Origin of the sequence: Pseudomonas sp. MRSN 12121 (genome assembly GCF_000931465.1) — a bacterium.
GTDB lineage: Bacteria > Pseudomonadota > Gammaproteobacteria > Pseudomonadales > Pseudomonadaceae > Aquipseudomonas.
In genome coordinates this window covers 4,723,512-4,750,109 of sequence record NZ_CP010892.1, presented here as the reverse complement: position 1 = coordinate 4,750,109, position 26,598 = coordinate 4,723,512, and the positions used below count along the sequence as shown (strand labels likewise).

At 69.2% G+C, this 26,598-nt stretch carries 2 protein-coding genes; both read left to right on the top strand.

All coding sequences use genetic code 11. The features are described 5' to 3' along the window. The first annotated feature begins 23 nt into the window (after positions 1–23). Positions 24–14,213, top strand: coding sequence for a non-ribosomal peptide synthase/polyketide synthase (locus tag TO66_RS21465; protein ID WP_044464159.1), 14,190 nt, complete (start codon positions 24–26; stop codon positions 14,211–14,213). A gap of 4 nt (positions 14,214–14,217) precedes the next feature. Then, positions 14,218–26,097: a non-ribosomal peptide synthase/polyketide synthase gene (locus TO66_RS21460; RefSeq protein ID WP_044464158.1), complete on the top strand. Its 11,880-nt coding sequence runs from the start codon at positions 14,218–14,220 to the stop codon at positions 26,095–26,097. The last annotated feature ends 501 nt before the right edge of the window (positions 26,098–26,598 follow it).

Genomic DNA, 26,598 nt, shown 5'->3' with positions numbered 1-26,598 from the left:
CCCACAGCTACGGATGAAGCCAGATGAATGCTGAAAAGTCCCTGAAACTCGCCAGTCGATTTATCGAGCTGCCGCTGGAAAAACGGCGGTTGTTCCTCGATGGTCTGCGGGCGGAAAACATCGACTTTTCGTTGTTTCCGATTCCGGCCGGGATCGCCGCCGACGACCGCCAGGCGCTGTCCTATGCCCAGCGCCGCATGTGGTTCCTCTGGCAGATGGACCCGCACAGCGGCGCCTATAACCTGCCGGGCGCGGTGCGCTTGCGCGGTGCCCTGAACCTGACGGCCCTGGAGCAGGCGTTCGCCAGCCTGGTGGCACGCCACGAAACCCTGCGCACTGTGTTCAAGCGCCACCCCGACGAGCGCCTGGAGCAGGTGGCGGTCGAGGTCGCGGTGCCCGTCCAGGTGCAGGACCTGAGCGCCCTGGCGCCGGACGCGCGCGAACAGGCGGTGGCCGCCGAGGCCCAGCGCCAGTCGCTGCTGCCGTTCGATCTCGGGACGGGCCCGCTGCTGCGGGTCACGCTGCTGAAACTGGCGGCCGAGGAACATGTGCTGCTGCTGACCCTGCACCACATCGTTTCCGACGGTTGGTCGATGAACGTGCTGATCGACGAGTTCGTGCGCTGCTACGACGCCCATGAACAGCAGCAAACGCCGCAGTTGCCGGCGCTGCCGATCCAGTACAGCGACTACGCCCTGTGGCAGCGCCGCTGGCTGGAAGCCGGTGAGCAGGCGCGGCAGCTGGAGTACTGGCAGGCGCAGCTGGGGGACGAACACCCGGTGCTGGAGCTGCCCACCGATCATCCGCGCCCGGCCATGCCCAGCCATCGCGGCACCCGCTACGACTTCGCCATCGAGCCGGCGCTGGCCGAGCAACTGCGCGCCTGCGCCCGGCAGCACAACGTGACCCTGTTCATGCTGCTGCTCGGTGCCTTCAACGTGCTGCTGCACCGCTACACCGGGCAGGGCGACCTCCGCGTCGGCGTGCCGATCGCCAACCGCAACCGTGCGGAAGTCGAAGGGCTGATCGGCTTCTTCGTCAACACCCAGGTGCTGCGCACCCGGCTGGACGGCCAGACCCGGGTCGACGCGCTGCTGCAACAGGTCAAGGAAGCCGCCCTCGGCGCCCAGGCCCACCAGGACCTGCCGTTCGAGCAACTGGTGGAAGCCCTCAAGCTGGAGCGCAGCCTGAGCCACACGCCGCTGTTCCAGGTGATGTACAACCACCAGCCGCAGGTCGCCGATATCGCCGCGGTCAGCACCGCCTCGGGCCTGGAGCTGGGCCTGGTGGAATGGCAGAGCCGCACCACCCAGTTCGACCTGACCCTGGACACCTTCGAGAAGTCCGGCCGGCTGCAGGCCGCGCTGACTTATGCCAACGACCTGTTCGACGCCGCCACCATCGAGCGCATGGCGCAGCACTGGACCCGCCTGTTGCAGGCGATGGTTGCCGACAGCACCCAGCGGATCGGCGAGCTGCCGATGCTGGCCGCCGCCGAGCGCCAGCAGTTAGTCGAGGAGTGGAACCGGACCGAGGCCCGCTACCCGGTCGAGCGCTGCATTCATCAATTGATCGAAGAGCAGGTGCAACGCGCCCCACACGCGCCGGCCCTGGTGTTCGCCGAGCAGGAACTGAGCTACGCCCGGCTCGATGCCCGCGCCAACCAGCTGGCGCGCCTGCTGCGCGAGCAGGGCGTGGGCCCGGATGTGCTGGTGGGCATCTGTGTCGAGCGCTCGATCGAAATGGTGGTCGGCCTGCTGGCGATCCTCAAGGCCGGCGGCGCCTATGTGCCGCTGGATCCGGAATACCCGCTGGAGCGCCTGGCCTACATGATCGAGGACAGCGGCATCGGCCTGCTGCTGACGCAAAGCGCGTTGCTGCCGCTGCTGCCGGGCGACGCGGTCAAGACCCTGGTTCTCGATCAGGAACAGGACTGGCTGGATGGCTACAGCGAAGCGCCGCTGGTGCCGAGCGCCCAGCCGCAGAACCTGGCCTACGTGATCTACACCTCCGGCTCCACCGGCAAGCCCAAGGGCGCCGGCAACAGCCATGCCGCGCTGGTCAACCGCCTGTGCTGGATGCAGCAGGCCTATGGCCTGGACGCCAGTGATTCGGTGCTGCAAAAGACCCCGTTCAGCTTCGACGTGTCGGTCTGGGAATTCTTCTGGCCGCTGCTCGCCGGCGCGCGCCTGGTGGTGGCCGCGCCGGGGGCGCATCGCGAGCCGGCGCGGCTGATCGACACCATCGTCCAACACCGCATCAGCACCTTGCACTTCGTGCCGTCGATGCTCCAGGCGTTCATCCATGAGCCGGGCGTGCAGGCCTGCACCTGCCTCAAGCGCATCGTCTGCAGCGGCGAGGCCTTGCCCCTGGATGCCCAGCAGCAGGTGTTCGCCAAGCTGCCCCAAGCCGGCCTGTACAACCTCTACGGCCCGACGGAAGCGGCCATCGACGTGACTCACTGGACCTGTGTCGACGAGGGCGCACAGAGCGTGCCCATCGGCCGGCCGATCGCCAACCTGCGCACCTATGTGCTGGACGCCGAGCTGTCGCCGGTGCCGGCCGGTGTGGCCGGCGAGCTGTACCTGGGCGGCGCCGGCCTGGCGCGCAGTTACCATCGTCGCCCGGGCCTGACCGCCGAGCGGTTTGTCACCAGCCCGTTCGAGGCCGGTGCGCGCCTGTATCGCACCGGCGACCGGGTGCGCCAGCGCGCCGACGGGGTGATCGAATACCTCGGGCGCCTCGATCACCAGGTCAAGCTGCGCGGGCTGCGCATCGAACTGGGCGAGATCGAGACCCGCCTGCAGCAGCACCCGCTGGTGCGCGAGGCGGTGGTGCTGGTGCAGGGCGGCAAGCACCTGGTGGGCTACCTGGTGCTGGAAGACGCCGAGCCGGCGGCCGACTGGCAGCAGCCACTCAAGGCCTGGCTGCTGGGCAGCCTGCCGGAATACATGGTGCCGACCTACCTGATGCCCTTGGCGAAGCTGCCGGTCACCGCCAACGGCAAGCTCGACCGCAAGGCGCTGCCGCTGCCCGAGGCGGCCGCGCAGCAGGCCTTCGTGGCCCCCGAAGACGCCATGCAGAAAGCCCTGGCGGCGATCTGGGGCGAGGTCCTGGGGCTGGAGCAGGTGGGCCTGGAAGACAACTTCTTCGAGCTGGGCGGCGATTCGATCATCTCCATCCAGGTGGTTAGCCGGGCCCGTCAGGCGGGCATCCGCCTGAGCCCGCGGGACCTGTTCCAGTACCAGACCGTGCGCAGCCTGGCGCTGGCGGCGGTGTTCGAGAGCCAGGGCGCCATCGACCAGGGGCCGGTCAGCGGCGAGGCGATCCTGACCCCGGCCCAGCAGTATTTCTTCGAGCAGGCGATCGCCGAACGCGGCCACTGGAACCAGTCGCTGCTGCTGACCCCGCGCCAGGCGCTGCAAGCGCCGTGGCTGGAAGGCGCGCTGACGGCGGTGCTCAATCATCACGATGCCTTGCGCCTGCGGTTTGTGCAGGGCGCCGCCGGCTGGCAGCAAAAACACGCGGCACCGCTCCAAGAGAGCGGCCTGTGGCAGTGCCAGGCGGAAAACGGCGAGACCCTGGCCGCCCTCTGCGACGAGGCCCAGCGCAGCCTGGACCTGGAAAACGGACCGCTGTTGCGCGCCGTGCTGGTGGAACTGGCCGACGGCAGCCAGCGCCTGTTGCTGGCGATCCATCACCTGGTGGTGGACGGCGTGTCCTGGCGCATCCTGCTCGAAGACCTGCAGCGCGCCTACGAGCAATTGGCGGCGGGCCAGGCCCCGGCGTTGCCGGCCAAGACCAGCGCCTACCAGGCCTGGGCGGCGCAATTGCAGGCCCAGGCCGGCCAGTTGGCCGGGCAACTGCCGTACTGGCAGGCGCAGCAGCAGGGCGGGCTCGACCTGCCGTGCGACAACCCCCAGGGCGGCCTGCACAACCGCCTGGAACGCAAGATCGAATCGCGGCTGGACCGCGAGCTGACCCGGCAACTGCTGCAAAGCGCGCCGGCGGCCTATCGCACCCAGGTCAACGACCTGCTGCTGACCGCGCTGGCACGGGTGCTGTGCCGCTGGAGCGGGCAGCAAGCGGCACTGATCCAGCTCGAAGGCCATGGCCGCGAAGAGCTGGCCGCCGACCTCGACCTGAGCCGCACGATCGGCTGGTTCACCAGCCTGTTCCCGGTGCGCCTGCAACCCCACGCCGAGTGGCCGCAGGCGATCAAGGCGATCAAGGAACAACTGCGTGGCGTGCCGGACAAGGGCCTGGGCTACGGCCTGTTGCGCTACCTGGGCGAGCCGGGCGGCCGCGAGCTGTTGCAGGCGCTGCCGGCGCCGCGCATCACCTTCAACTACCTGGGGCAGTTCGACCGCCAGTTCGACGACGCGGCCCTGTGGGCGCCGGCCGTGGAAAGCAGCGGTCGGGCCCAGGACCCCGAAGCGCCGCTGGCCAACTGGCTGACCCTGGAAGGGCAGGTCTACGGCGGTGAACTGGCGTTGCAGTGGGGCTTCAGCCGCGAGATGTTCGCCGACGCCACCGTGCAGCGCCTGGCCGACGCCTATGTCGCCGAACTCAAGGCATTGATCGCACATTGCTGCGCGGCGCCGGCCGGCCAGGCCACGCCGTCGGACTTCCCGCTGGCACGCCTCGACCAGGCGCAGCTGGACGCCCTGGTGCCGGACAGCGGCGCCATCGAGGATCTCTACCCGCTGTCGCCGATGCAGCAGGGCATGCTGTTCCACACCCTGTACGAACCCCAGGCCGAGGCCTATATCAACCAGCTGCGCCTGGACATCCAGGGCGACCTGGACCTCCAGGCCTTCGGGCGCGCCTGGCAAGCGGCGCTGAACCGCCACGCGATCCTGCGCAGCAGCTTCCACTGGCTGGGGCTGGCGGTCGCGCACCAGCTGGTGCATCGCCAGGTCGACCTGCAACTGCAGGTGATCGACGACCGCGACGCCGACCTCGACGGCCTGGCCCGCGCCGAGCGCGAGCGCGGTTTCGAGCTGGGCACCGCGCCGCTGCTGCGCCTGCACCTGGTGCGCCGTGGCGACGCGGCCTGGCACCTGATCTACACCAGCCACCACATCCTCATGGACGGCTGGAGCAACGCGCAGCTGCTGGCCGAAGTGCTGCAGGACTATGCCGGGCAGGCGCCGGGCCAGCCTTTGAGCAAGCCCTTGAGTAAATACCGTGATTACCTGGGCTGGTTGCAGCAGCAGTCGAGCGCTGCCGGCGAGCAGTTCTGGAAGGCTGCCCTGGCGCCGTTGCAAACCCCGACCCTGCTGGCCGAGGCCCTGCGCCCGCCGGTGGCTGGCAGCGGCAGCGCCGAGCACCATACGGCCCTGGACGCCGCGGCGACCCAGGGCCTGGCGGACTTCGCCCGCCAGCACAAGGTCACCCTCAACACCCTGGTCCAGGCCGCCTGGGGCCTGCTGCTGCAACGCTATACCGGCCAGGATGGCGTGGCCTTCGGCGCCACCGTGTCCGGGCGTTCGGCGGCCGTGCCGGGCATCGAGCAGCAACTGGGGCTGTTTATCAACACCCTGCCGCTGGTCTGCGCGCCGGCGCCGGACCAGCCGCTGGCGCAGTGGCTGGTGGCGCTGCAAGCACTCAACCTGAGCATGCGCGAGTACGAACACGTGCCGCTGTACGACATCCAGGGCTGGGCCGGGCAGCAGGGCACGGCGCTGTTCGACAGCCTGCTGGTGTTCGAGAACTTCCCGGTGGCCGAGGCCCTCAAGGGCGGCGCGCCGGCCGGCTTGAGCTTCGGTGCGCTGCACAACCACGAGCGCACCCACTACCCGCTGACCCTGGGCATCGAACTCGGCACCGGGCTGCGCCTGGAATTCAGCTACGACCTGGCGCGCTTCGATCGCGCCCAGGTCGAGCGCCTGAGTGCCGACCTCGTGCACCTGCTGGCGCAGATGGTCGCCCAGCCGCAGGCGCCGCTGGGCGAGCTGCGCCTGCTGGACGACGCCGACGCGGCGGCGCTCCTCGCCGTCAGCCGGCCAGCGCTGCCGGCCCTGCGCAGCGAAGCGCCTGCGGACCGGCAACTGGTGCACCAGCGTTTCGCCGCCCAGGCCGCCGCCACGCCCGAGGCGCTGGCGCTGCAAGCCGGCGAGCAACGCCTGAGCTACGGCCAGCTGAACGCCCTGGCCAACCGCCTGGCGCATCGCTTGCTGGAGCAGGGCGTGGCGCCCGGCCAGCGCGTCGGCCTGGCCATGGGCCGCGGCCCGCAACTGATCGTCAGCCTGCTGGCGGTGCTCAAGAGCGGCGCGGCCTACGTGCCGCTGGACCCGAAATACCCGGCCGAGCGCCTGGCCTACATGATCGAGGACAGCCGCCTCGACCTGCTGCTGTGCGCCACCGGGCTGCTGCCGGACCTGGCGCTGCCGGGTTCGCTGCCGCGCCTGGACCTGGGCGACCTGCACCTCGAACTGGCGGCCTACGCCGACAGCGACCCGCAGAACCGCGCCACCGCCAGCGACCTGGCGTATGTGATCTACACCTCCGGTTCCACCGGCCAGCCCAAGGGCGTGGCCATCGATCACCGGGCCCTGGGCGAGTTCTGCCAGGGCGCCGCCGCGTATTCGCAGTTGACGGCCGACGATCGCGTCCTGCAATTCGCCACCGTGAGCTTCGACGGCTTCGTCGAGCAGTGCTATCCGCCGCTGTGTGTCGGTGCGGCGCTGGTGATGCGCGGCGACGAGCCGTGGGACGTCGGCCAGCTGGCGGACGAGGTGGTGCGCCACGGGGTGACCCTGGCCGACTTGCCGGCCGCCTACTGGTATCTGCTGGCCCGCGAATGTGCGATCGACGCCACGCGTTCCCTGGGGCGCCTGCGCCAGGTCCACGTGGGCGGCGAGGCCATGTCGGTGGAAGGCCTGCGCCTGTGGCACGAGGCCGGCCTGGGCCATGTGCGCCTGCTCAATACCTATGGCCCGACCGAGGCCACGGTGGTCTCCAGCGTGCACGAATGCCGCCTGGAAGACGCCAGCGACGCCTTTGGCGTGCCGATCGGCCGCGCCATCGACGGCCGCGCGCTGTATGTGCTGGACAGCGCCGGCCAGCTGCTGCCGGGCGGTGGCGTGGGCGAGCTGTGCATCGGCGCCGGGGCCGGCCTGGCGCAGGGTTATTTCGATCGGCCGGCGCTCACCGCCGAGCGTTTCCTGCCCGATCCGTTCGCCGCCGAACCGGGTGCCCGGCTGTACCGCAGCGGCGACCTGGCGCGCTACCACGGCGCGGACCTGGAGTACGTCGGGCGGATCGACCACCAGGTGAAGATCCGTGGTTTCCGTATCGAAATGGGCGAGATCGAAGCCTGCCTGCAAGCCCTGGAACAGGTGCGCGAAGCGGCGGTGATCGCCCAGGAGGGCGCGGCGGGCGCGCAACTGGTGGCCTATGTGGTCGCCAGCGACCCGGCCCAGGCCACCCCGGCGTTGCAGGCGGCCTACCGCGAGGGGCTGCGCGCGGCCCTGGCCCGCTCGTTGCCGGATTACATGCTGCCCAGCCATGTGCTGCTGCTCGAGCGCCTGCCGTTGAACAGCAACGGCAAGCTCGACCGCAAGGCGCTGCCCAAGCCCGAACTGGCCCCGCGCGACCAGGCCTTTGTCGCGCCGCAGACCGAGTTGCAGCGCCAGCTCGCGACGATCTGGGAAGCGGTGTTGCAGAGCGCGCCGATTGGCCTGGACGACCACTTCTTCGAGCGTGGCGGGCATTCGCTGCTGGCCACCCAGGTGATCTCCCGGGTGCGTCACGAACTGCACCTGGAAGTACCGCTGCGCAGCCTGTTCGAACAGCCGACCCTGGGCGCGTTCGCCGCCGCCTGCAGCACAGTGCAGGGCAGCGGCACGCCGCCGATGCAGGCCCTGCAACGGGGCCGGCCGCTGGCCCTGTCCTATGCCCAGGAACGCCAGTGGTTCCTCTGGCAGCTCGATCCCGCAAGTGCCGCCTACCACGTGCCGGGCGTCCTGCGCCTGAAGGGCCAGCTGGACCTTGAGGCCCTGCAACGCAGCTTCGATACCCTGGTGGCGCGCCATGAAAGCCTGCGCACCCGCCTGTGGCAGGACGGCGAGCAGACCTGGCAGGTGATCGAGGCCGCCGGCCCGTTCGAGCTGCTCCTGGGCGAGGCCGACGAGGCCCGTCTGGAAAGCCTGGTGGACGAGGCTATCGCCCGTCCGTTCGACCTGGAGCAGGGGCCGCTGTTGCGGGTCACGCTGCTGCAATTGAGCGCGGAGGAGCATGTGCTGGTGCTGGTGCAGCACCACATCGTCTCCGATGGCTGGTCGATGCGGATCATGGTCGACGAGCTGGTGCAGCTGTACGCGGCCTATAGCCAGGGCCAGGACCCGGCATTGCCGGCCTTGCCGATCCAGTACGCCGACTACGCGCAGTGGCAGCGCCAGTGGATGGAGGCGGGCGAAAAGGCGCGCCAGCTGGACTACTGGCAAGGCCTGCTGGGCGGTGAGCAACCGGTGCTGGAACTGCCCCTGGACCGTCCGCGCCCGGCGTTGCAAAGCTACCGCGGCGCGCGCCTGGACCTGACCCTGGACCCGGCGCTGGCGGCTGAGCTCAAGGACCTCGCGCAGCAGCACGGGGTGACCCTGTTCATGCTGTTGCTGGCCTCGTTCCAGACCCTGCTGTACCGCTACAGCGGCCAGTCGGACATCCGCGTCGGCGTGCCGATCGCCAACCGCAACCGGGTGGAGACCGAACGCCTGCTCGGCTTCTTCGTAAACACCCAGGTGCTCAAGGCCGATATCGAGCCGCAGACGACCTTTGCCGGACTGCTGCAACAGGTCAGGCAACGCGCCCTGGAGGCCCAGGCCCATCAGGACTTGCCGTTCGAGCAACTGGTGGAGGCGCTGCAACCGGAACGCAGCCTGAGCCACAACCCGCTGTTCCAGGTGATGTTCAACCATCAGAGCCAGGCGCATGACGCCCGGCAGTTGCCCGGCCTGGCGCTGCACGGCCTGGCATGGAGCAGCCACACCGCGCAGTTCGACCTCAACCTGGACACCCAGGAAACCGCCGAGGGCCTGTGGGCCTCGCTGACCTACGCCACCGACCTGTTCGACGAGGCTACCGCCGAACGCTTGCTGCACCACTGGCAGAACCTGCTGCGGGCCGTGGTCGGCCAGGCCTCGGCGCGCCTGGATGACCTGGCGTTGCTCAGTGCCGCGCAACGCCGGCAGCTGCTCCAGGACTGGAACGCCACGGCCACCGCCTACCCGCGGGAGCAGGGCGTGCACCAGGTGTTCGAGGCCCAGGCGCTGGCCCGGCCCGAGGCGATTGCCCTGCGGTGCAACGGCGAAGCGCTGACCTATGCCGAACTGAACCGCCGCGCCAACCGCCTGGCCCATCGCCTGCTGGACGCCGGGGTCGGCCCGGACGTGCTGGTGGCCGTGGCGCTGGAGCGCTCGGTGGCGATGGTGGTCGGCCTGTTGGCGACCCTCAAGGCCGGCGGCGCCTATGTGCCGCTCGACCCGCAATACCCGGCCGAGCGCCTGGCCTTCATGCTCGAAGACAGCCGCGCCCGGGTGGTGCTGACCCAGTCGCACCTGCGCGCTCGCCTGCACCTGCCGAGCGGCCCGCGGGTGCTGCTGGTGGACGAGCCGGCGGTCGACGCCGTGTTCAGCGCCGACAACCCGTGTGTGGCGCTGGCGCCGGAGCACCTGGCCTATGTGATCTACACCTCCGGTTCCACCGGCAAGCCCAAGGGGGTGATGGTCCGCCACCAGGCGCTGAGCAGTTTCGCCAGCGGCATGGCCGGCACCCTGGAGATCGCTGCCGATGCGCGGATGCTGTCGCTGACCACCTTCTCCTTCGATATTTTCGCCCTGGAGCTGTACGTGCCGCTGACGGTGGGCGCCACGGTGATCCTCGGCGACCAGGCGCTGGCGCAGGACCCGCAGGCGATCCTCGACCTGGCGCAGGCCCACGGGGCCAGCGTGGTCCAGGCCACGCCGGCGACCTGGCGCATGCTGCTCGACAGCGAGCGGCGTGACGCGCTGCGCGGCGTCACCTGCCTGTGCGGCGGCGAAGCGCTGCCGGGCGACCTGGCCCAGCGCCTGCTCGACCTGCAAGGCAGGGTGTGGAACCTCTACGGCCCGACCGAGACCACCATCTGGTCGGCCGCCCATCGCTTGTCCGACGCCCGGCCTTTTGTCGGCCGGCCCATCGCCAACACCGGGCTATTTATCCTCAGCGCCGACCTGGCGCCGTGCCCGCCGGGCGCCGCCGGCGAACTGCTGATCGGCGGCGTCGGCCTGGCCCGCGGTTATCACGGCCGGGCGGCGCTGACCGCCGAACGCTTCGTGCCGGATCCGTTCTCCAGCAGTGGCGAGCGCCTGTACCGCACCGGCGACCTGGCGCGTTACCGCGCCGACGGCGTGGTCGAGTACATCGGCCGGGTCGACCATCAGGTCAAGGTGCGCGGTTTCCGCATCGAGCTGGGGGAAATCGAAAGCGCCCTGCGCGAGCAGGCCGAGGTGCGCGAGGCCGCGGTGCTGGCCGAGAACGACCGCCTGATCGCCTACCTGGTGACCCACGAGCCGCTCGCGGATGCGCAGCAAGCCGGCCTGCGCGAGCGGCTCAAGGCGGCGTTGCGCGAGACGCTGCCGGACTACATGGTCCCGGCCTACCTGTTGTTCCTGGAACGCATGCCGCTGACCCCGAACGGCAAGCTGGACCGCAAGGCCCTGCCCAAGCCGGACGCCAGCTTGTTGCGCAAACGCCACGTGGCGCCGGTCAGCGCCCGGGAGCAGCAGGTGGCGGCGATCTGGGCCGAGGTGCTGGAAATCGCCCAGGTCGGCCTGGAAGACCATTTCTTCGAACTTGGCGGCCATTCGCTGCTGGCCACCCGCGTGGTGTCGCGGGTGCGCCAGGCGCTGGGCCTCGAGGTGGCGCTCAAGGCGCTGTTCGAGCACCCGGTGCTGGGCGATTTCGTCCAGGCGCTGGGTGATGCGGCCAGCGAAGTGTCGGCGATTTTCCAGGCCGACCGCGCGCTGCCGTTGCCGCTGTCCTACGCCCAGGAGCGCCAGTGGTTCCTCTGGCGGCTGGACCCGCAAAGCGCCGCCTATCACATTCCCAGCGCCCTGCGCCTGAAGGGCCGGCTGGACCTCTCGGCCCTGCAACGCAGCTTCGACGCCCTGGTGGCGCGCCATGAAAGCCTGCGCACCCATCTGCATCAGGACGGCGAGCGCATCGTCCAGGTGATCCGCCCCCGGGCGAGCCTGGAGATCGCCCTGGCAAGCACCGACGAGGCCAGCCTCCAGGCCCGGGTGGTGGCCGAGATTTCCCGGCCGTTCGACTTGCAGCAGGGCCCGCTGCTGCGGGTGACCCTGCTGCGCCTGAGCGAGGACGAGCATGTGCTGGTGCTGGTGCAGCACCACATCGTCTCCGATGGCTGGTCGATGCAGGTGATGGTCGAAGAACTGGTGCGCCTGTATGGCGCCTACAGCCAGGGCCAGGACCCGGTGTTGCCGGCCTTGCCGATCCAGTACGCCGACTACGCGGTCTGGCAGCGCCAGTGGATGGAAGCCGGCGAGAAACAGCGCCAGCTGGACTACTGGCTGAAACAGTTGGGCGGCGCGCAGCCGGTGCTGGAGTTGCCGTTCGATCACCCGCGCCCGGCGCTGCCGAGCCACCGTGGCGCACGCCTCGACCTGACCCTGGACACGTCGCTGCTGGCGGGACTGCAGGCCCTGGCGCAGGCGGAAGGCGTGACCCTGTTCATGCTGTTGCTGGCCTCGTTCCAGGCGCTGTTGCACCGCTACAGCGGCCAGGAAGATATCCGCGTCGGCGTGCCGATCGCCAACCGCAACCGGGTCGAGACCGAGCGCCTGATTGGCTTCTTCGTCAACACCCAGGTGCTCAAGGCCGAAATCGACGGGCAGACCACCGTTGCCCAGCTGCTGCAACAGGTCAAGCAACGCGCCCTGGAAGCCCAGGCGCACCAGGACCTGCCGTTCGAGCAACTGGTGGAGGCGCTGCAACCGGAGCGCAGCCTGAGCCTGAGCCCGTTGTTCCAGGTGCTGTTCAACCATCGCGTGACCCTGGCCGACAGCCAATGGCGCGCAGTGCCGCAACTGGACATCGACGTGGTGACCTGGGACGAAGGCGTGGCCCAGTTCGACCTGGCCCTGGATATCGAGGAGGCACCGGCCGAGCTGCGCGCGTCCCTGAGCTACGCCACCGACCTGTTCGAGGCAGCGACCATCGAGCGCATGGCGCGGCATTGGCAGAACCTGCTGCGGGCGATGGTCGCCGACCGTCGGCAGAGCATCGGCCAGGTGGTGCTGCTCGATGCCGAGGAACAGCAGCAGATCCTCGACCTGTGGGACCGCACCGATTCCGGCTTCCCGGCCCAGCGCCTGGTGCATGAACTGGTGGCCGACCGCGCCCGGGAAACTCCCGAGGCGGTGGCGGTGATCTTTGGCGAGCAGCAACTGACCTACGGTGAGCTGGAAAGCAGTGCCAATCGCCTGGCCCGCGCGCTGATCGCCCGTGGCGTCGGCCCGGAAGTGCGGGTGGCGATCGCCATGCCGCGCAGCGCCGAGATCATGGTGGCGTTCCTGGCGGTGCTGAAAGCCGGTGGCGTGTATGTGCCGCTGGATGTGGAGTACCCACGGGATCGCCTGCTGTACATGATGCAGGACAGCCGCGCCAGGCTGCTGCTGAGCCATAGCGCGGTGTTGCAGCAACTGCCGATTGCCGAAGGCTTGAGCACTTTGGCGGTGGACCGTACCGAGGAGTGGGCCGATTACAGCGATACCGCCCCAGAAGTGGCACTGGATGGCGATAACCTGGCCTACGTGATCTACACCTCCGGCTCCACCGGCATGCCCAAGGGTGTGGCGGTGTCTCACGGGCCGTTGGTGGCACATATCATCGCCACCGGCGAGCGTTATGAAATGAGCCCGGCGGATTGCGAACTGCACTTTATGTCCTTCGCCTTCGACGGCTCCCACGAAGGCTGGATGCATCCGCTGATCAATGGCGCGCGGGTACTGATCCGCGACGACAGCCTGTGGCTGCCGGAATACACCTACGCGCAGATGAAGCGCCACGGTGTGACTGTGGGCGTGTTCCCACCGGTGTACCTGCAACAACTGGCCGAACATGCCGAACGCGACGGCAACCCACCGGCGGTGCGGGTCTACTGCTTCGGCGGCGACGCGGTGGCGCAGTCCAGCTATGACCTGGCCTGGCGTGCCTTGCGCCCGACCTACCTGTTCAACGGCTATGGCCCGACGGAAACCGTGGTTACGCCGCTGTTGTGGAAGGCGCGCAAGGGCGATCCGTGCGGGGCGGCCTACGCGCCGATTGGCGAGCTGCTGGGCAACCGCAGCGGTTATGTGCTGGATGCGCAACTCAACCTGCAACCGATCGGCGTGGCCGGTGAGCTGTACCTCGGTGGCGAGGGCGTGGCCCGCGGTTACCTGGAGCGTCCGGCGATGACCGCCGAACGTTTTGTGCCGGATCCGTTCGGCAAACCGGGCAGCCGCGCCTACCGCAGCGGCGACCTGACCCGTGGCCGTCCGGACGGCGTGGTGGATTACCTCGGCCGGGTCGACCATCAGGTCAAGGTCCGCGGTTTCCGTATCGAGCTGGGTGAAATCGAAGCGCGCCTGCGCGAGCAGGACAGCGTGCGCGAAGCGGTGGTGGTGGCCCAGGACGGGCCGAGCGGCAAGCAGTTGGTGGGCTACATCGTGGCGCTCGATCCGAGCGTGGCGGCGGACACCTCGGCCCAGGCCGCCTGCCGCGAAACCCTGCGCCGGGCACTGAAGGCGCGGCTGCCGGACTACATGGTCCCGGCGCACCTGATGTTCCTGGAGCAGATGCCGCTGACGCCAAACGGCAAGCTGGATCGCAAGGGCCTGCCGCAACCGGACGCCAGCCTGCTGCAACAGGAATACGTGGCCCCCGAAAGCGAGCTGGAGCAGCAGATCGCGGCGATCTGGGCCGAGGTCCTGCGCCTGCCGCGGGTCGGCCGCAACGACCACTTCTTCGAGCTGGGCGGGCATTCACTGCTGGCGACCCAGATCACCTCGCGGGTGCAGGCCGAGCTGGGCCTGGAAGTGCCGTTGGCTGCGCTGTTCCAGACCGAGTCGCTGCAGGCCTATGCCCAGGCCGCCGGCGCTTGCCGCTCCGGCAGCGCAGAGGATTTTGACGACCTAAGACAATTCATGAGCGAACTTGAGGCGATTTGAACCCATGCTTTCCACTGAAAATATCGATCTGGTGTCTCGCTTCGTTCGCCTGCCCCTGGAACAACGCAAGCTGTTTTACACCCGCCTGCAAGGCCGCGGCCTGAGCTTTGCCCAACTGCCGATCGCGCCGACCCGCGAACTGGTCGACAGCCTGCCGCTGTCCTACGCCCAGGAACGCCAGTGGTTTCTCTGGCAGCTGGAGCCCGACAGCGTCACCTACCACATCCCCAGCGCCCTGCGCCTGAAGGGCCAGCTGGACCTTGCGGCCCTGCAGCGCAGTTTCGATGCCCTGGTGGCGCGCCATGAAAGCCTGCGCACGCGCTTGCAACAGGAGGCCGAGCGCACGTTGCAGGTGGTGGACGCCGAGGCGCGGGTCGAGATCGTCCAGGTCGCGGCCGAAAGCGTCGACGAGGCCCGGCTCCGGGCCCTGGTAGAGGCGGAAATCGCCCGGCCGTTCGACTTGCAGCAGGGCCCGCTGCTGCGGGTGACGCTGCTGCGCCTGAGCGAGGACGAACACGTGCTGGTGCTGGTGCAGCACCACATCGTCTCCGATGGCTGGTCGATGCAGGTGATGGTGGCCGAGCTGGTGCAGTTGTACGCGGCTTACAGCCAGGGCCAGGAACCGCGGCTGCCGGCGCTGCCGATCCAGTACGCCGACTACGCGCTGTGGCAGCGCGCCTGGATGGAGGCGGGGGAGAAGGCGCGCCAGCTGGACTACTGGCAAGCCCTGCTGGGCGGCGAGCAGCCGGTGCTGGAGTTGCCCCTGGACCGTCCGCGCCCGGCGGTGCAGAGCCAGCGCGGCGCGCGCCTGGACCTGAAGCTGGAGGCGGCCCTGGCGGCCGGCCTCAAAGGCCTGGCGCAGCGTGAGGGGGTGACCCTGTTCATGCTGTTGCTGGCCTCGTTCCAGGCCCTGCTGTACCGCTACAGCGGCCAGTCGGACATCCGCGTCGGCGTGCCGATCGCCAACCGCAACCGGGTGGAGACCGAGCACCTGATCGGCTTTTTCGTCAACACCCAGGTGCTCAAGGCCGACCTCGACGGGCGGAGCACCGTTGCCCAGCTGCTGCAACAGGTCAAGCAGCGCGCCCTGGAAGCCCAGGCGCACCAGGACCTGCCGTTCGAGCAACTGGTGGAGGCGCTGCAACCGGAACGCAGCCTGAGCCACAACCCGCTGTTCCAGGTGATGTTCAACCACCAGGCCGAAGAGCGCGGCGGACGTACCGCGCACCAGTTGCCCGGTTTGCGCGTGGAAGGCCTGGAGTGGGACAGCCACACCACCCACTTCGACCTGAGCCTGGATACCCAGGAGTCCGGCGACGACCTCTGGGCGTCCCTGACCTACGCCACTGACCTGTTCGAGGCCGCGACCGTGGCGCGCCTGGCGCAGCACTGGCAGAGCTTGCTGCGCGGCATGCTGGACAACCCGCAGCAGCGGCTCGACGCCTTGCCGCTGCTCGGCGCGGACGAGCGGCAGCGGATGCTCCACGACTGGAACGCCGGCGCGCAGGTCGCGGCGCAAGGCCCGGTGCACCGGCGGTTCGAGGCCCAGGCCGGGCAGCGGCCCGAGGCCGTGGCGCTGCTGCTGGACGAGCAGCGCATGAGTTACGCCGAGCTCAACCGTGAGGCCAACCGCCTGGCGCACTACCTGATCGGCCAGGGCGTGGGCCCGGAAGTGCTGGTGGGGATCGCCGTGGAGCGCTCCTTCGCCATGGTGGTCAGCCTGCTGGCGGTGCTCAAGGTGGGTGGCGCCTATGTGCCGCTGGACCCGCAATACCCGCGCGAACGCCTGGCGCACATGCTCGAAGACAGCGGTGTGCGCCTGGTGCTGACCCAGTCCCACCTGCGCCAGCGCCTGCCGTTGCCGGACACGCTGGCGGTGCTGGAACTCGACCGCGCCGCGGCGCCACTGGCGCAGTGCGCCGAGGACAACCCCGGGCTGACGGTCGAGCCGCACAACCTGGCCTATGTGATCTACACCTCCGGTTCCACCGGCAAGCCCAAGGGCGTGGCCATCGATCACCAGGCCCTGGGCGAGTTCGCCGGCATTGCCGCGGGCTATTCGCAATTGACCCGCGACGACCGGGTCCTGCAATTCGCCACCCTGAACTTCGACGGTTTCGTCGAGCAGCTGTACCCGGCCCTGACCCTGGGCGCCAGTGTGGTGCTGCGCGGGCCGGAGCTGTGGGACAGCGCCCGGCTGTACCAGGAAATCATCCGCCAGGGCATCACCCTGGCCGACTTGCCGACCGCCTACTGGAACCTGTTCCTGCTCGATTGCCTGGCCGCCGGCCCGCGTTCCTACGGCGCCCTGCGGCAGGTGCATATCGGCGGCGAAGCCATGCCGCTGGACGGCCCCGCGCAATGGCAGCGCGCCGGCCTGGGGCAGGTGCGCCTGCTCAATACCTATGGCCCGACCGAGGCCACGGTGGTCTCCAGCGTGCTCGATTGCAGCGCCGGTCACGACGTGACGGGCGCCACCGCCAGCCCCATCGGCCGCTCGCTGCCGGGGCGCGCCCTGTATGTGCTGGACCGCGATCTCAACCTGGCGCCGCTGGGCACCGTGGGCGAACTCTATATCGGCAGCGCCAGCGGCCTGGCGCGGGCCTATCTGCAACGTCCGGCGCTGACCGCCGAGCGCTTCGTGGCCGATCCGTTCTCCAGCCGCGGCGAGCGCCTGTACCGCACCGGCGACCTGGCGCGCTACCGCGCCGACGGGGTGATCGAGTACGTCGGCCGGGTCGACCATCAGGTGAAGATCCGCGGTTTCCGCATCGAACTGGGGGAAATCGAGGCCCTGCTGCTGGCCCAGGCCAGCGTGCGCGAAGCGGTGCTACTGGCCGTCGACGGTCAGTTGTTCGGCTATGTGGTGGCGGCCCGGTCGCTGGCCACCGCCGAGGAGCGGCATGCCCTGGGCGAGGCGCTCAAGGCGCAGTTGCGCGAGCAACTGCCGGACTACATGGTGCCGGCGCACCTGCTGTTCCTCGACCGTCTGCCGCTCAACCCCAACGGCAAGCTGGACCGCCAGGCGCTGCCCAAGCCCGACGCCAGCCAGGCGCAAGCGGCCTGGGTGGCGCCGCAGGGCGAGGTCGAGCAGCAGGTGGCGGCCATCTGGGCGGATATCCTCGGCGTCGAGCGCGTCGGCCGCAGCGAGCACTTCTTCGAGCTGGGCGGGCATTCCCTGCTGGCGATGCAGGTGGTGTCGCGCCTGCGCCATGCCCTGGGCCTGGAAGTACCGCTCAGGACCCTGTTCGAGCAGCCGCGCCTCGACGGTTTCGTCCGTGCCTTGGCCGGCACCGCCGAGGGCGGACAGGCGCCGGCCATGCTGTCGGTGGATCGCCAGCAGCCGCTGGCCCTGTCCTATGCCCAGGAGCGCCAGTGGTTCCTCTGGCAGCTCGAACCTGAAAGTGCCGCCTACCATATCCCCAGCGCCCTGCGCCTGAAGGGCCGGCTGGACCTGGCGGCCCTGCAACGCGCCTTCGACACCCTGGTGGCGCGCCATGAAAGCTTGCGCACCCACTTGCTCCACGACGGCCAGCGCACGCTGCAGGTGATTAGCGCCGCCGCCCGCGTCGAGCTCCGGCAGGGCGAGGCCGACGAGGCGCGTCTCAAGTCGCTGGTGGAAGCCGAGATCGCCCAGCCGTTCAATCTTGAGCAGGGGCCGCTGTTGCGGGTTCGGCTGCTGCGCCTGGCGCAGGACGAGCATGTGCTGGTGCTGGTGCAGCACCACATCGTCTCCGATGGCTGGTCGATGCAGATCATGGTCGACGAACTGGTGCAGTTGTACGCGGCCTATAGCCAGGGCCGGGAGCTGGCCTTGCCGGCCTTGCCGATCCAGTACGCCGACTACGCGGTCTGGCAGCGGGCCTGGATGGACGCCGGCGAGCGCGAGCGCCAGCTGGCGTACTGGGTCGAGCAGTTGGGCGGCGAGCAGCCGGTGCTGGAGTTGCCGTTCGATCACCCGCGCCCGGCGGTACAGAGCCATCGCGGCGCGCGCCTGGGCATCGCCCTCGACCCGCAGCTGGCGATGCGCCTCAAGGCCTTGGCCCAGCAACAGGGCGTGACGATGTTCATGCTGTTGCTGGCCTCGTTCCAGACCCTGCTGCACCGCTACAGCGGCCAGGAAGAGGTGCGCGTCGGCGTGCCGATCGCCAACCGCAACCGGGTCGAGACCGAGCGCCTGATCGGCTTCTTCGTCAACACCCAGGTGCTCAAGGCCGAGATCGACGGGCAGATGAGCATCGCCCAGTTGCTGCAACAGACCAAGCAGCGGGCGTTGCAGGCGCAGAGCCATCAGGACCTGCCGTTCGAACAACTGGTGGAGGCGCTGCAACCGGAGCGCAGCCTGAGCCACAACCCGCTGTTCCAGGTGATGTTCAACCACCAGACCGAGGGCCGAGGCGGGCGCGCCGAGCAGCAGCTGCCCGGCCTGCGGGTCGAGGGCCTGGAATGGGACAGCCGCACCGCGCACTTCGACCTGGACCTGGATATCCAGGAAGCCGAGGAGGGCATCTGGGCCTCCCTGGGCTATGCCCTGGACCTGTTCGAGGCCTCGACCATCGAACGCATGGCGCGGCACTGGCAGAACCTGTTGCAGGCGATGGTCGCCGATCCGCAGCAGCGCATCGGCCAGGTCGACCTGCTGGACCGCGAGGAGCGCCAGCAGATCCTGACCCTGTGGGACCGCACCGATTCCGGCTTCCCGTCTCGGCGCCTGGTGCATGAGTTGGTGGCCGACCGCGCCCGGGAAAACCCTCAGGCGGTGGCGGTGCTGTTCGGCGACGAACAACTGACTTACGGCGAGCTGGAGCGCCGCGCCAACCGCCTGGCCCGGGCGTTGATCGCCCGTGGCGTCGGCCCGGAAGTACGGGTGGCCATCGCCATGCCGCGCAGCGCCGAAATCATGGTGGCGTTCCTCGCGGTACTGAAAGCCGGTGGCGTGTATGTGCCGCTGGACGTGGAATACCCCCGCGACCGCCTGCTGTACATGATGCAGGACAGCCGCGCCAGGCTGCTGCTGAGCCATAGCGCCGTGCAGCACAAACTGCCGATTCCGGACGGGCTCGACAGCCTGGCGGTGGACCGTGCCGAAGAATGGGCAGGGCAGGACGACACGGCGCCGAGCGTGAAGCTGGACGGCGACAACCTGGCCTACGTGATCTACACCTCCGGCTCCACCGGCATGCCCAAGGGCGTGGCGGTGTCTCACGGGCCGTTGGTGGCGCATATCATCGCCACCGGCGAGCGTTATGAAATGACGGCGGCGGACTGTGAGCTGCATTTCATGTCCTTCGCCTTCGACGGTTCCCACGAAGGCTGGATGCATCCGCTGATCAACGGCGCGCGAGTGCTGATCCGCGACGACAGCCTGTGGCTGCCGGAATACACCTACGCGCAAATGAAGCGCCATGGCGTGACCGTCGGCGTGTTCCCGCCGGTGTACCTGCAACAGCTGGCCGAGCACGCCGAACGCGACGGCAACCCACCGGCGGTGCGGGTCTACTGCTTCGGCGGCGACGCGGTGGCGCAGTCCAGCTACGACCTGGCCTGGCGTGCCTTGCGCCCGACCTACCTGTTCAACGGCTATGGCCCGACCGAAACCGTGGTCACGCCGCTGCTGTGGAAAGCGCGCAAGGGCGATCCGTGCGGCGCGGCCTATGCGCCGATTGGTGAGCTGCTGGGCAACCGCAGCGGTTATGTGCTGGACGCGCAGTTGAACCTGCAACCCATCGGTGTGGCCGGTGAGCTGTACCTTGGTGGCGAAGGCGTGGCCCGCGGTTACCTGGAGCGTCCGGCGATGACCGCCGAACGTTTTGTCCCCGATCCGTTCGGCAAGCCGGGCAGCCGTGCCTACCGCAGCGGCGACCTGACCCGTGGCCGTCCGGACGGCGTGGTGGATTACCTCGGCCGGGTCGACCATCAGGTCAAGGTCCGCGGCTTCCGTATCGAACTGGGCGAGATCGAAGCGCGCCTGCGCGAGCAGGACAGCGTGCGCGAAGCGGTGGTGGTGGCCCAGGACGGGCCGAGCGGCAAGCAGTTGGTGGGCTACATCGTGGCGCTCGATCCGAGCGTGGCGGCGGACACCTCGGCCCAGGCCACGTGCCGCGAGAATCTACGTCGGGCCCTGAAGGCGCGGCTGCCGGACTACATGGTCCCGGCGCACCTGATGTTCCTCGAACAGATGCCGCTGACGCCGAACGGCAAGCTCGACCGCAAGGGCCTGCCGCAACCGGACGCCAGCCTGCTGCAACAGGAATACGTGGCCCCCGAAAGCGAGCTGGAGCGGCAGATCGCGGCGATCTGGGCCGAGGTCCTGCGCCTGCCGCAGGTCGGCTTGAACGACAACTTCTTCGAACTGGGCGGCGACTCGATCATCTCGATCCAGGTGGTCAGCCGCGCCCGTCAGGCCGGTATTCGTTTCACCCCCAAGGACCTGTTCCAGCACCAGACCGTGCACAGCCTGGCCGCGGTCGCGCGCCAGGGCGACGCCGGCCCGGCGATCGACCAGGCGCCGCTGAGCGGCGAGCTGTTGCTGCTGCCGATCCAGCAGGCGTTCTTCGAGGACGAGATCGCCGAGCGCCATCACTGGAACCAGTCGGTGGTACTGCGCAGCCATGAGCGCCTGGACCCGGGCCTTCTCACCCAGGCCCTGCAAGCCCTGATCGTGCAGCACGACGCGCTGCGTTCGCAGTTCGTGGCGGACGGCGCGGGCTGGCAGGCGAGCTATCGTCCGGCCGAACGGCATCAGGCCGAGCAGGTGCTGTGGCAGAGCGCGCTGCAAGGCGTCGAGGAACTCGCCGCCCTCGGCGAAGAGGCCCAGCGCAGCCTGGACCTGGCGGCCGGCCCACTGTTGCGCGCGGTGCTCGCCGAACTGGCGGACGGCTCCCAGCGGTTGCTGCTGGTGATCCATCACCTGGTGGTGGACGGCGTGTCGTGGCGCATCCTGCTGGAGGATTTGCAGAGCGCCTACCGCCAGTTGGCCGCGGGCGTCGCCGTGGCGTTGCCGGCCAAGACCAGCTCGACCCGCGACTGGGCCCGGCGCCTGCAAGGCTATGCCCAGGGCGAGGCCCTGGCGCATGAGCTGGCCTGGTGGCAGGCGCAGTTGCAGGACGCGCCGGCCGAGCTGCCGTGCGCCAACCCGCAGGCCAGCCTGAGCAACCGCCACGCCCTGAGCGTGACCACCCACCTGGACCAGGCGTTCACCCGCCAGCTGTTGCAGGAGGCGCCGGCGGCCTATCGCACCCAGATCAACGACCTGCTGCTGACCGCCCTGGCGCGGGTGATCGGCCGCTGGAGCGGCCATGCGTCGACCCTGATCCGCCTGGAAGGCCACGGCCGCGAAGAGCTGTTCGACGACATCGACCTGACCCGCACCGTGGGCTGGTTCACCAGCATCTACCCGGTGCAGCTGGTGCCGGCGCCGACCCTGGCCGGCTCGCTCAAGGCGATCAAGGAGCAACTGCGCGCGATTCCCGACAAGGGCCTGGGTTTCGGCGCCCTGCGTTACCTGGGCAGCCCGGCGATTCGCCAGGCCCTGGGGCAATTGCCGAAGCCGCGCATCACCTTCAACTACCTGGGCCAGTTCGACGCCAGCTTCGACGGCGGCGAGGAGGAAGGGCTGTTCGCGCCGTCCGGCGATTTCGCCGGCGCCGAGCAGAGCCCCGAGGCCGCGCTGGGCAACTGGCTGGAAATCAACGGCCAGGTCTACGGCGGCGAGTTGAACCTGAACTGGAGCTTCAGCCAGGAAATGTTCGACCAGGCGACCATCCAACAGCTGGCCGACGACTACGCCGAGGAGCTCAAGGCGCTGATCGAGCATTGCTGCCAGCCCGAGCTCCGCGGCGCCACGCCGTCGGACTTCCCGCTGGCGCGCTTGAGCCAGGCGCAACTGGATGGCCTGGACCTGCCGCTGCAACAGGTGGAGGACCTCTATCCGCTGTCGCCGATGCAGCAGGGCATGCTGTTCCAGTCCCTGTACGGCCAGGGGTCGGGCGACTACATCAACCAGATGCGGGTCGACGTCCAGGGCCTGGATGTCGCGCGCTTCGAGGCCGCCTGGCAGGTGGCGCTGGAGCACCACGACATCCTGCGCAGCGGTTTCCTCTGGCAGGCGGAGCTGGAGCAGCCGCTGCAGGTGGTCTACAAGCAGCGGAAGGTGCCGCTGGTGGAATACGACTGGCAGCACCGCGCGGACCGCGCCCAGGCGCTCGAGCAACTGGCCGAAGCGGCCCGGACCCAGGGCTTCGTCCTCGAACGGGCGCCGCTGCTGAGCCTGCAAGTGGTGCGCACCGGCGCCGACAGCCATCACCTGATCTACACCAACCACCACATCCTGATGGACGGCTGGAGCGGTTCGCAGCTGTTCGGCGAGGTGCTGCAACACTACGCCGGCGAGCCGCCGCGCGCGCCGCTGGGGCGTTACCGCGATTACATCGGCTGGCTGCAGGCGCAGGACCGCGAACTCAGCGAGACCTTCTGGAAAGCCCAGCTGGCCGACCTGCAAGAACCGACCCGGCTGGCCCGCGCCCGCCATGACGGGCAGGTCCGGGACGCGGCCACGCGGGTCAACGGCGCGCATCGCCTGAGCCTCGACCACGAGCAGACCGAGCGCCTCAAGGCGTTCGCCCAGGGCCGCAAGGTGACCCTCAATACCCTGGTGCAAAGCGCCTGGCTGTTGCTGCTGCAACGCTACACCGGCCAGCGCACCGTGGCCTTCGGCGCGACGGTGGCGGGGCGCCCGGCGGAGCTTCCGGGCATCGAGCAGCAGGTCGGCCTGTTCATCAACACCCTGCCGGTGGTGGCCACGCCCGATCCGCTGATGGCGGTGGAAGAATGGCTGCGCCAGTTGCAGGAACAGAACCTTCGCCTGCGCGAGCAGGAACACACGCCGTTGTTCGAGATCCAGCGCTGGGCCGGGCTGGGCGGCGAGGCGCTGTTCGACAGCATCCTGGTGTTCGAGAACTACCCGGTGTCCGAGGCGCTGGAGCAGGGCTCGCCCGCGGGCCTGCGCTTCGGCGGCATCGACAGCCTGGAGCAGACCCACTACCCGCTGACGGTGCTGCTGGCCATCGGCGAGACCCTGGGCCTGGAGTTCAACTACGACCGCCTGGCCTTCGACGCCGAGGACATCGAGCAACTGGCCGGGCACTTCCGGCAACTGCTGCTGGCCCTGGCCAGCCCGGCGCCGCAGCGCCTGGCGGACCTGCCGTCGCTGCCGGCCGCGCAGCGCCAACGCATGCTCCACGACTGGAACGCCACGGCCCGCGATTACCCGCTGCACCTTGGCGTGCACCAATTGATCGAGGAGCAGGTGCTGCGTAGCCCGGCCGCTCTGGCGCTGGCCTTTGGCGAAGAGCGCCTGAGCTATGCCCAGTTGAACCGTCGCGCCAACCGCCTGGCCCATCGCCTGATCGCTGCCGGTGTCGGTCCCGATGTGCTGGTGGGGCTGGCGCTGGAGCGGTCCATCGAAATGGTCGTCGGCCTGCTGGCGGTGCTCAAGGCCGGCGGCGCCTATGTGCCGCTCGACCCGGAATACCCGCGCGAGCGCCTGGCCTACATGCTCGACGACAGCGGCGTGAAACTGCTGCTGACCCAGGCCCGTTTGCAGGCGCAGTTGCCGGTACCGGCGGGTGTGCAGAGCCTGGTGCTGGAGCAGGGCGAGCAGTGGCTCGACGGTTATGGCGAACACAACCCGGGCATCCAGCTGGACGGGGAGAACCTGGCCTACGTGATCTACACCTCCGGTTCCACCGGGCAGCCCAAGGGCGCGGGCAACCGCCACGCGGCCCTGACCAACCGCCTGTGCTGGATGCAGGAAGCCTATGGGCTGGACGCCCGCGACACAGTCTTGCAGAAGACCCCGTTCAGCTTCGACGTGTCGGTGTGGGAGTTCTTCTGGCCGCTGATGACCGGTGCGCGCCTGGTGGTGGCGGCGCCGGGGGACCATCGCGATCCGGAGCGGCTGATGCGCCTGATCGAGCGCGAGCAAGTCAGCACGCTGCACTTCGTGCCGTCGATGCTGCAAGCCTTCCTCCAGGCCCTGCCACAGGGCGAGGCGGCCTGCCGCAGCCTGCAACGCATCGTCTGCAGCGGCGAGGCCCTGCCGGTGGACGCCCAGCAGCAGGTCTTCGACAAACTGCCGGCGGCCGCGCTGTATAACCTCTACGGCCCGACCGAGGCGGCCATCGACGTGACCCACTGGACCTGCGTCGACGAAGGTCGCGACGGGGTGCCGATCGGGGTGCCGATCGCCAACCTGGGCTGCCATGTGCTGGACGCCAACCTGGAACCGGTGCCGGTGGGCGTGCTCGGTGAGCTGTACCTGGGCGGCGTCGGCCTGGCTCGTGGTTACCATCGGCGGCCGGCCCTGAGCGCCGAACGTTTCGTCGCCCATCCGTTCCTCGGCGGCGAGCGTATGTACCGCACCGGCGACCTGGCCCGCTACCGCGCCGACGGGGTGATCGAGTACGCCGGGCGGATCGACCATCAGGTCAAGCTGCGCGGCCTGCGCATCGAGCTGGGCGAGATCGAGGCGCGCCTGCTGGAACACGCCCTGGTGCGCGAGGCGGCGGTGCTGGCGGTGGAAAACCAGCACCTGGTGGGCTACCTGGTGCTGCAGGACGCGCGGGACAACTGGCGCGACACCCTGGCCGGCCACTTGGCGGCGCAGCTGCCGGACTACATGGTGCCGGCGCAATGGGTGCTGCTGGAGCGCATGCCGCTGAGCCCCAACGGCAAGCTGGACCGCAAGGCGCTGCCCAAGCCGGAGGCGCACCAGGCCGCGCAGGCTTATGAGGCGCCGCACAGCGAGCTGGAGCAGCAACTCGCGGCGATCTGGAGCGAGGTGCTGGGCGTGGAGCGCGTGGGCCTCAACGACAACTTCTTCGAGCTCGGCGGGCACTCGCTGCTGGTGCTGATGCTCAAGGAACGGATCCGCAAGGCCAGCGGCATCGGCCTGTCGGTCAGCCAGCTGATGCTCAACCCGACCGTGCGTGGCCAGGTCAATTGCCTGGAGGGCAAGGCGCGCAGCTCGCTGATCGTCAGGCTCAACAGCCAGACCGAGGGCACGCCGCTGTACCTGTTCCACCCCAGCTACGGTTCGGTGCACTGCTACAAGGCGCTGGCCCTGGCGCTGCGCGAGCAGCGGCCGGTGCTGGGGGTGATCTGCCGGGCCCTGGCCGAGGAGGGCGCCGAGGTGCCGACCTGGGCCGCGATGGTCGAGGACTACACCGGGCAATTGCTGCAAGCGCAGCCGCACGGTGCGTTCCGCCTGGCCGGCTGGTCCCTGGGCGGCAACCTGGCGATCGAGGTCGCCCATGGACTGGAGCGGGCGGGCCGCGAAGTGGAATTCGTCGGCTGGATCGACTCCGCGCCGCCGGCCTGGCTCACCCGCTACTGGGACGCCGCGGTGGTCAGCGACGAGCGCGAGGTGTCGGCCAACGAACGGCGGGTGGCCTTGCTCGGGGTGATGTTCGGCGAGTCCGCCGGGCCGATCCGCGACGCCTGGCTGGCCAGCCAGGCCGCGACGACGGACGAGGCCCAGCAGTGGAGCCGCTTCTGCGCCTGGGCCGAACAGACCCTGGGCGAGGCTTTTTGCGAGATCAGGGAAGAGCTGCTGCGCGGCAACGAGGCGGCGATTTCCTGGGAAGTCGACCGGGTCCTGACCCAGCGCATGGAGCAGGCCGACTTCCAGCCGCTCAAGGCGCCGATCAGTTGCTGGTGGGCGGGCCTGAGCCGCGCCGGCCAGCACCGGGAACTGATCGAGGCGAGCATGCGCCAGGCCATCGCCCCGTCCTGCGTGGTGCGCTCGGTGCTGATCGATACCGACCATGACCGGATCATCGACAACGCCGAGTTCATCGAAAGCTTCGCCGCCGCCATGGCGTAACCCCGGCAACAACAAAACGCCCCCGGCCGCTTGCGGTGACCGGGGGCGTTTTTGTTTCCGTGTAGCCGCTGTCGAGCGCCAGCGAGGCTGCGATCGACTTGGGCGGCATTCCGACGAAGCAGGCGCCAACCCAGGCAACACCATCCATCACGCATACCGTGTGGCCAGGTTTACGGGGCTACGCCCCGATCGCAGCCTCGCCAGGGCTCGGCAGCGGCTACAGATGCGAGGCGTTAACACGACATCTGTAGGAGCGAAGCTTGCTCGCGATGGCGTTTGTGCAGACAAACCGCGTCGCCTGGATCGCGGGCAAGCCTCGCTCCTACGGGCACGGTCCGAACCTGTCGATGCGAATGCCTGTAGCCGCTGTCGAGCGTCAGCGAGGCTGCGATCGCCTGCGCAGCAGGCGCCATCCCAGGCGACCGTGCAGGTCAGGTACACCGCGTTGTCAGGGTTTTCGGGGCTGCATCGGAATGCCGCCCACCCGATCGCAGCCTCGCT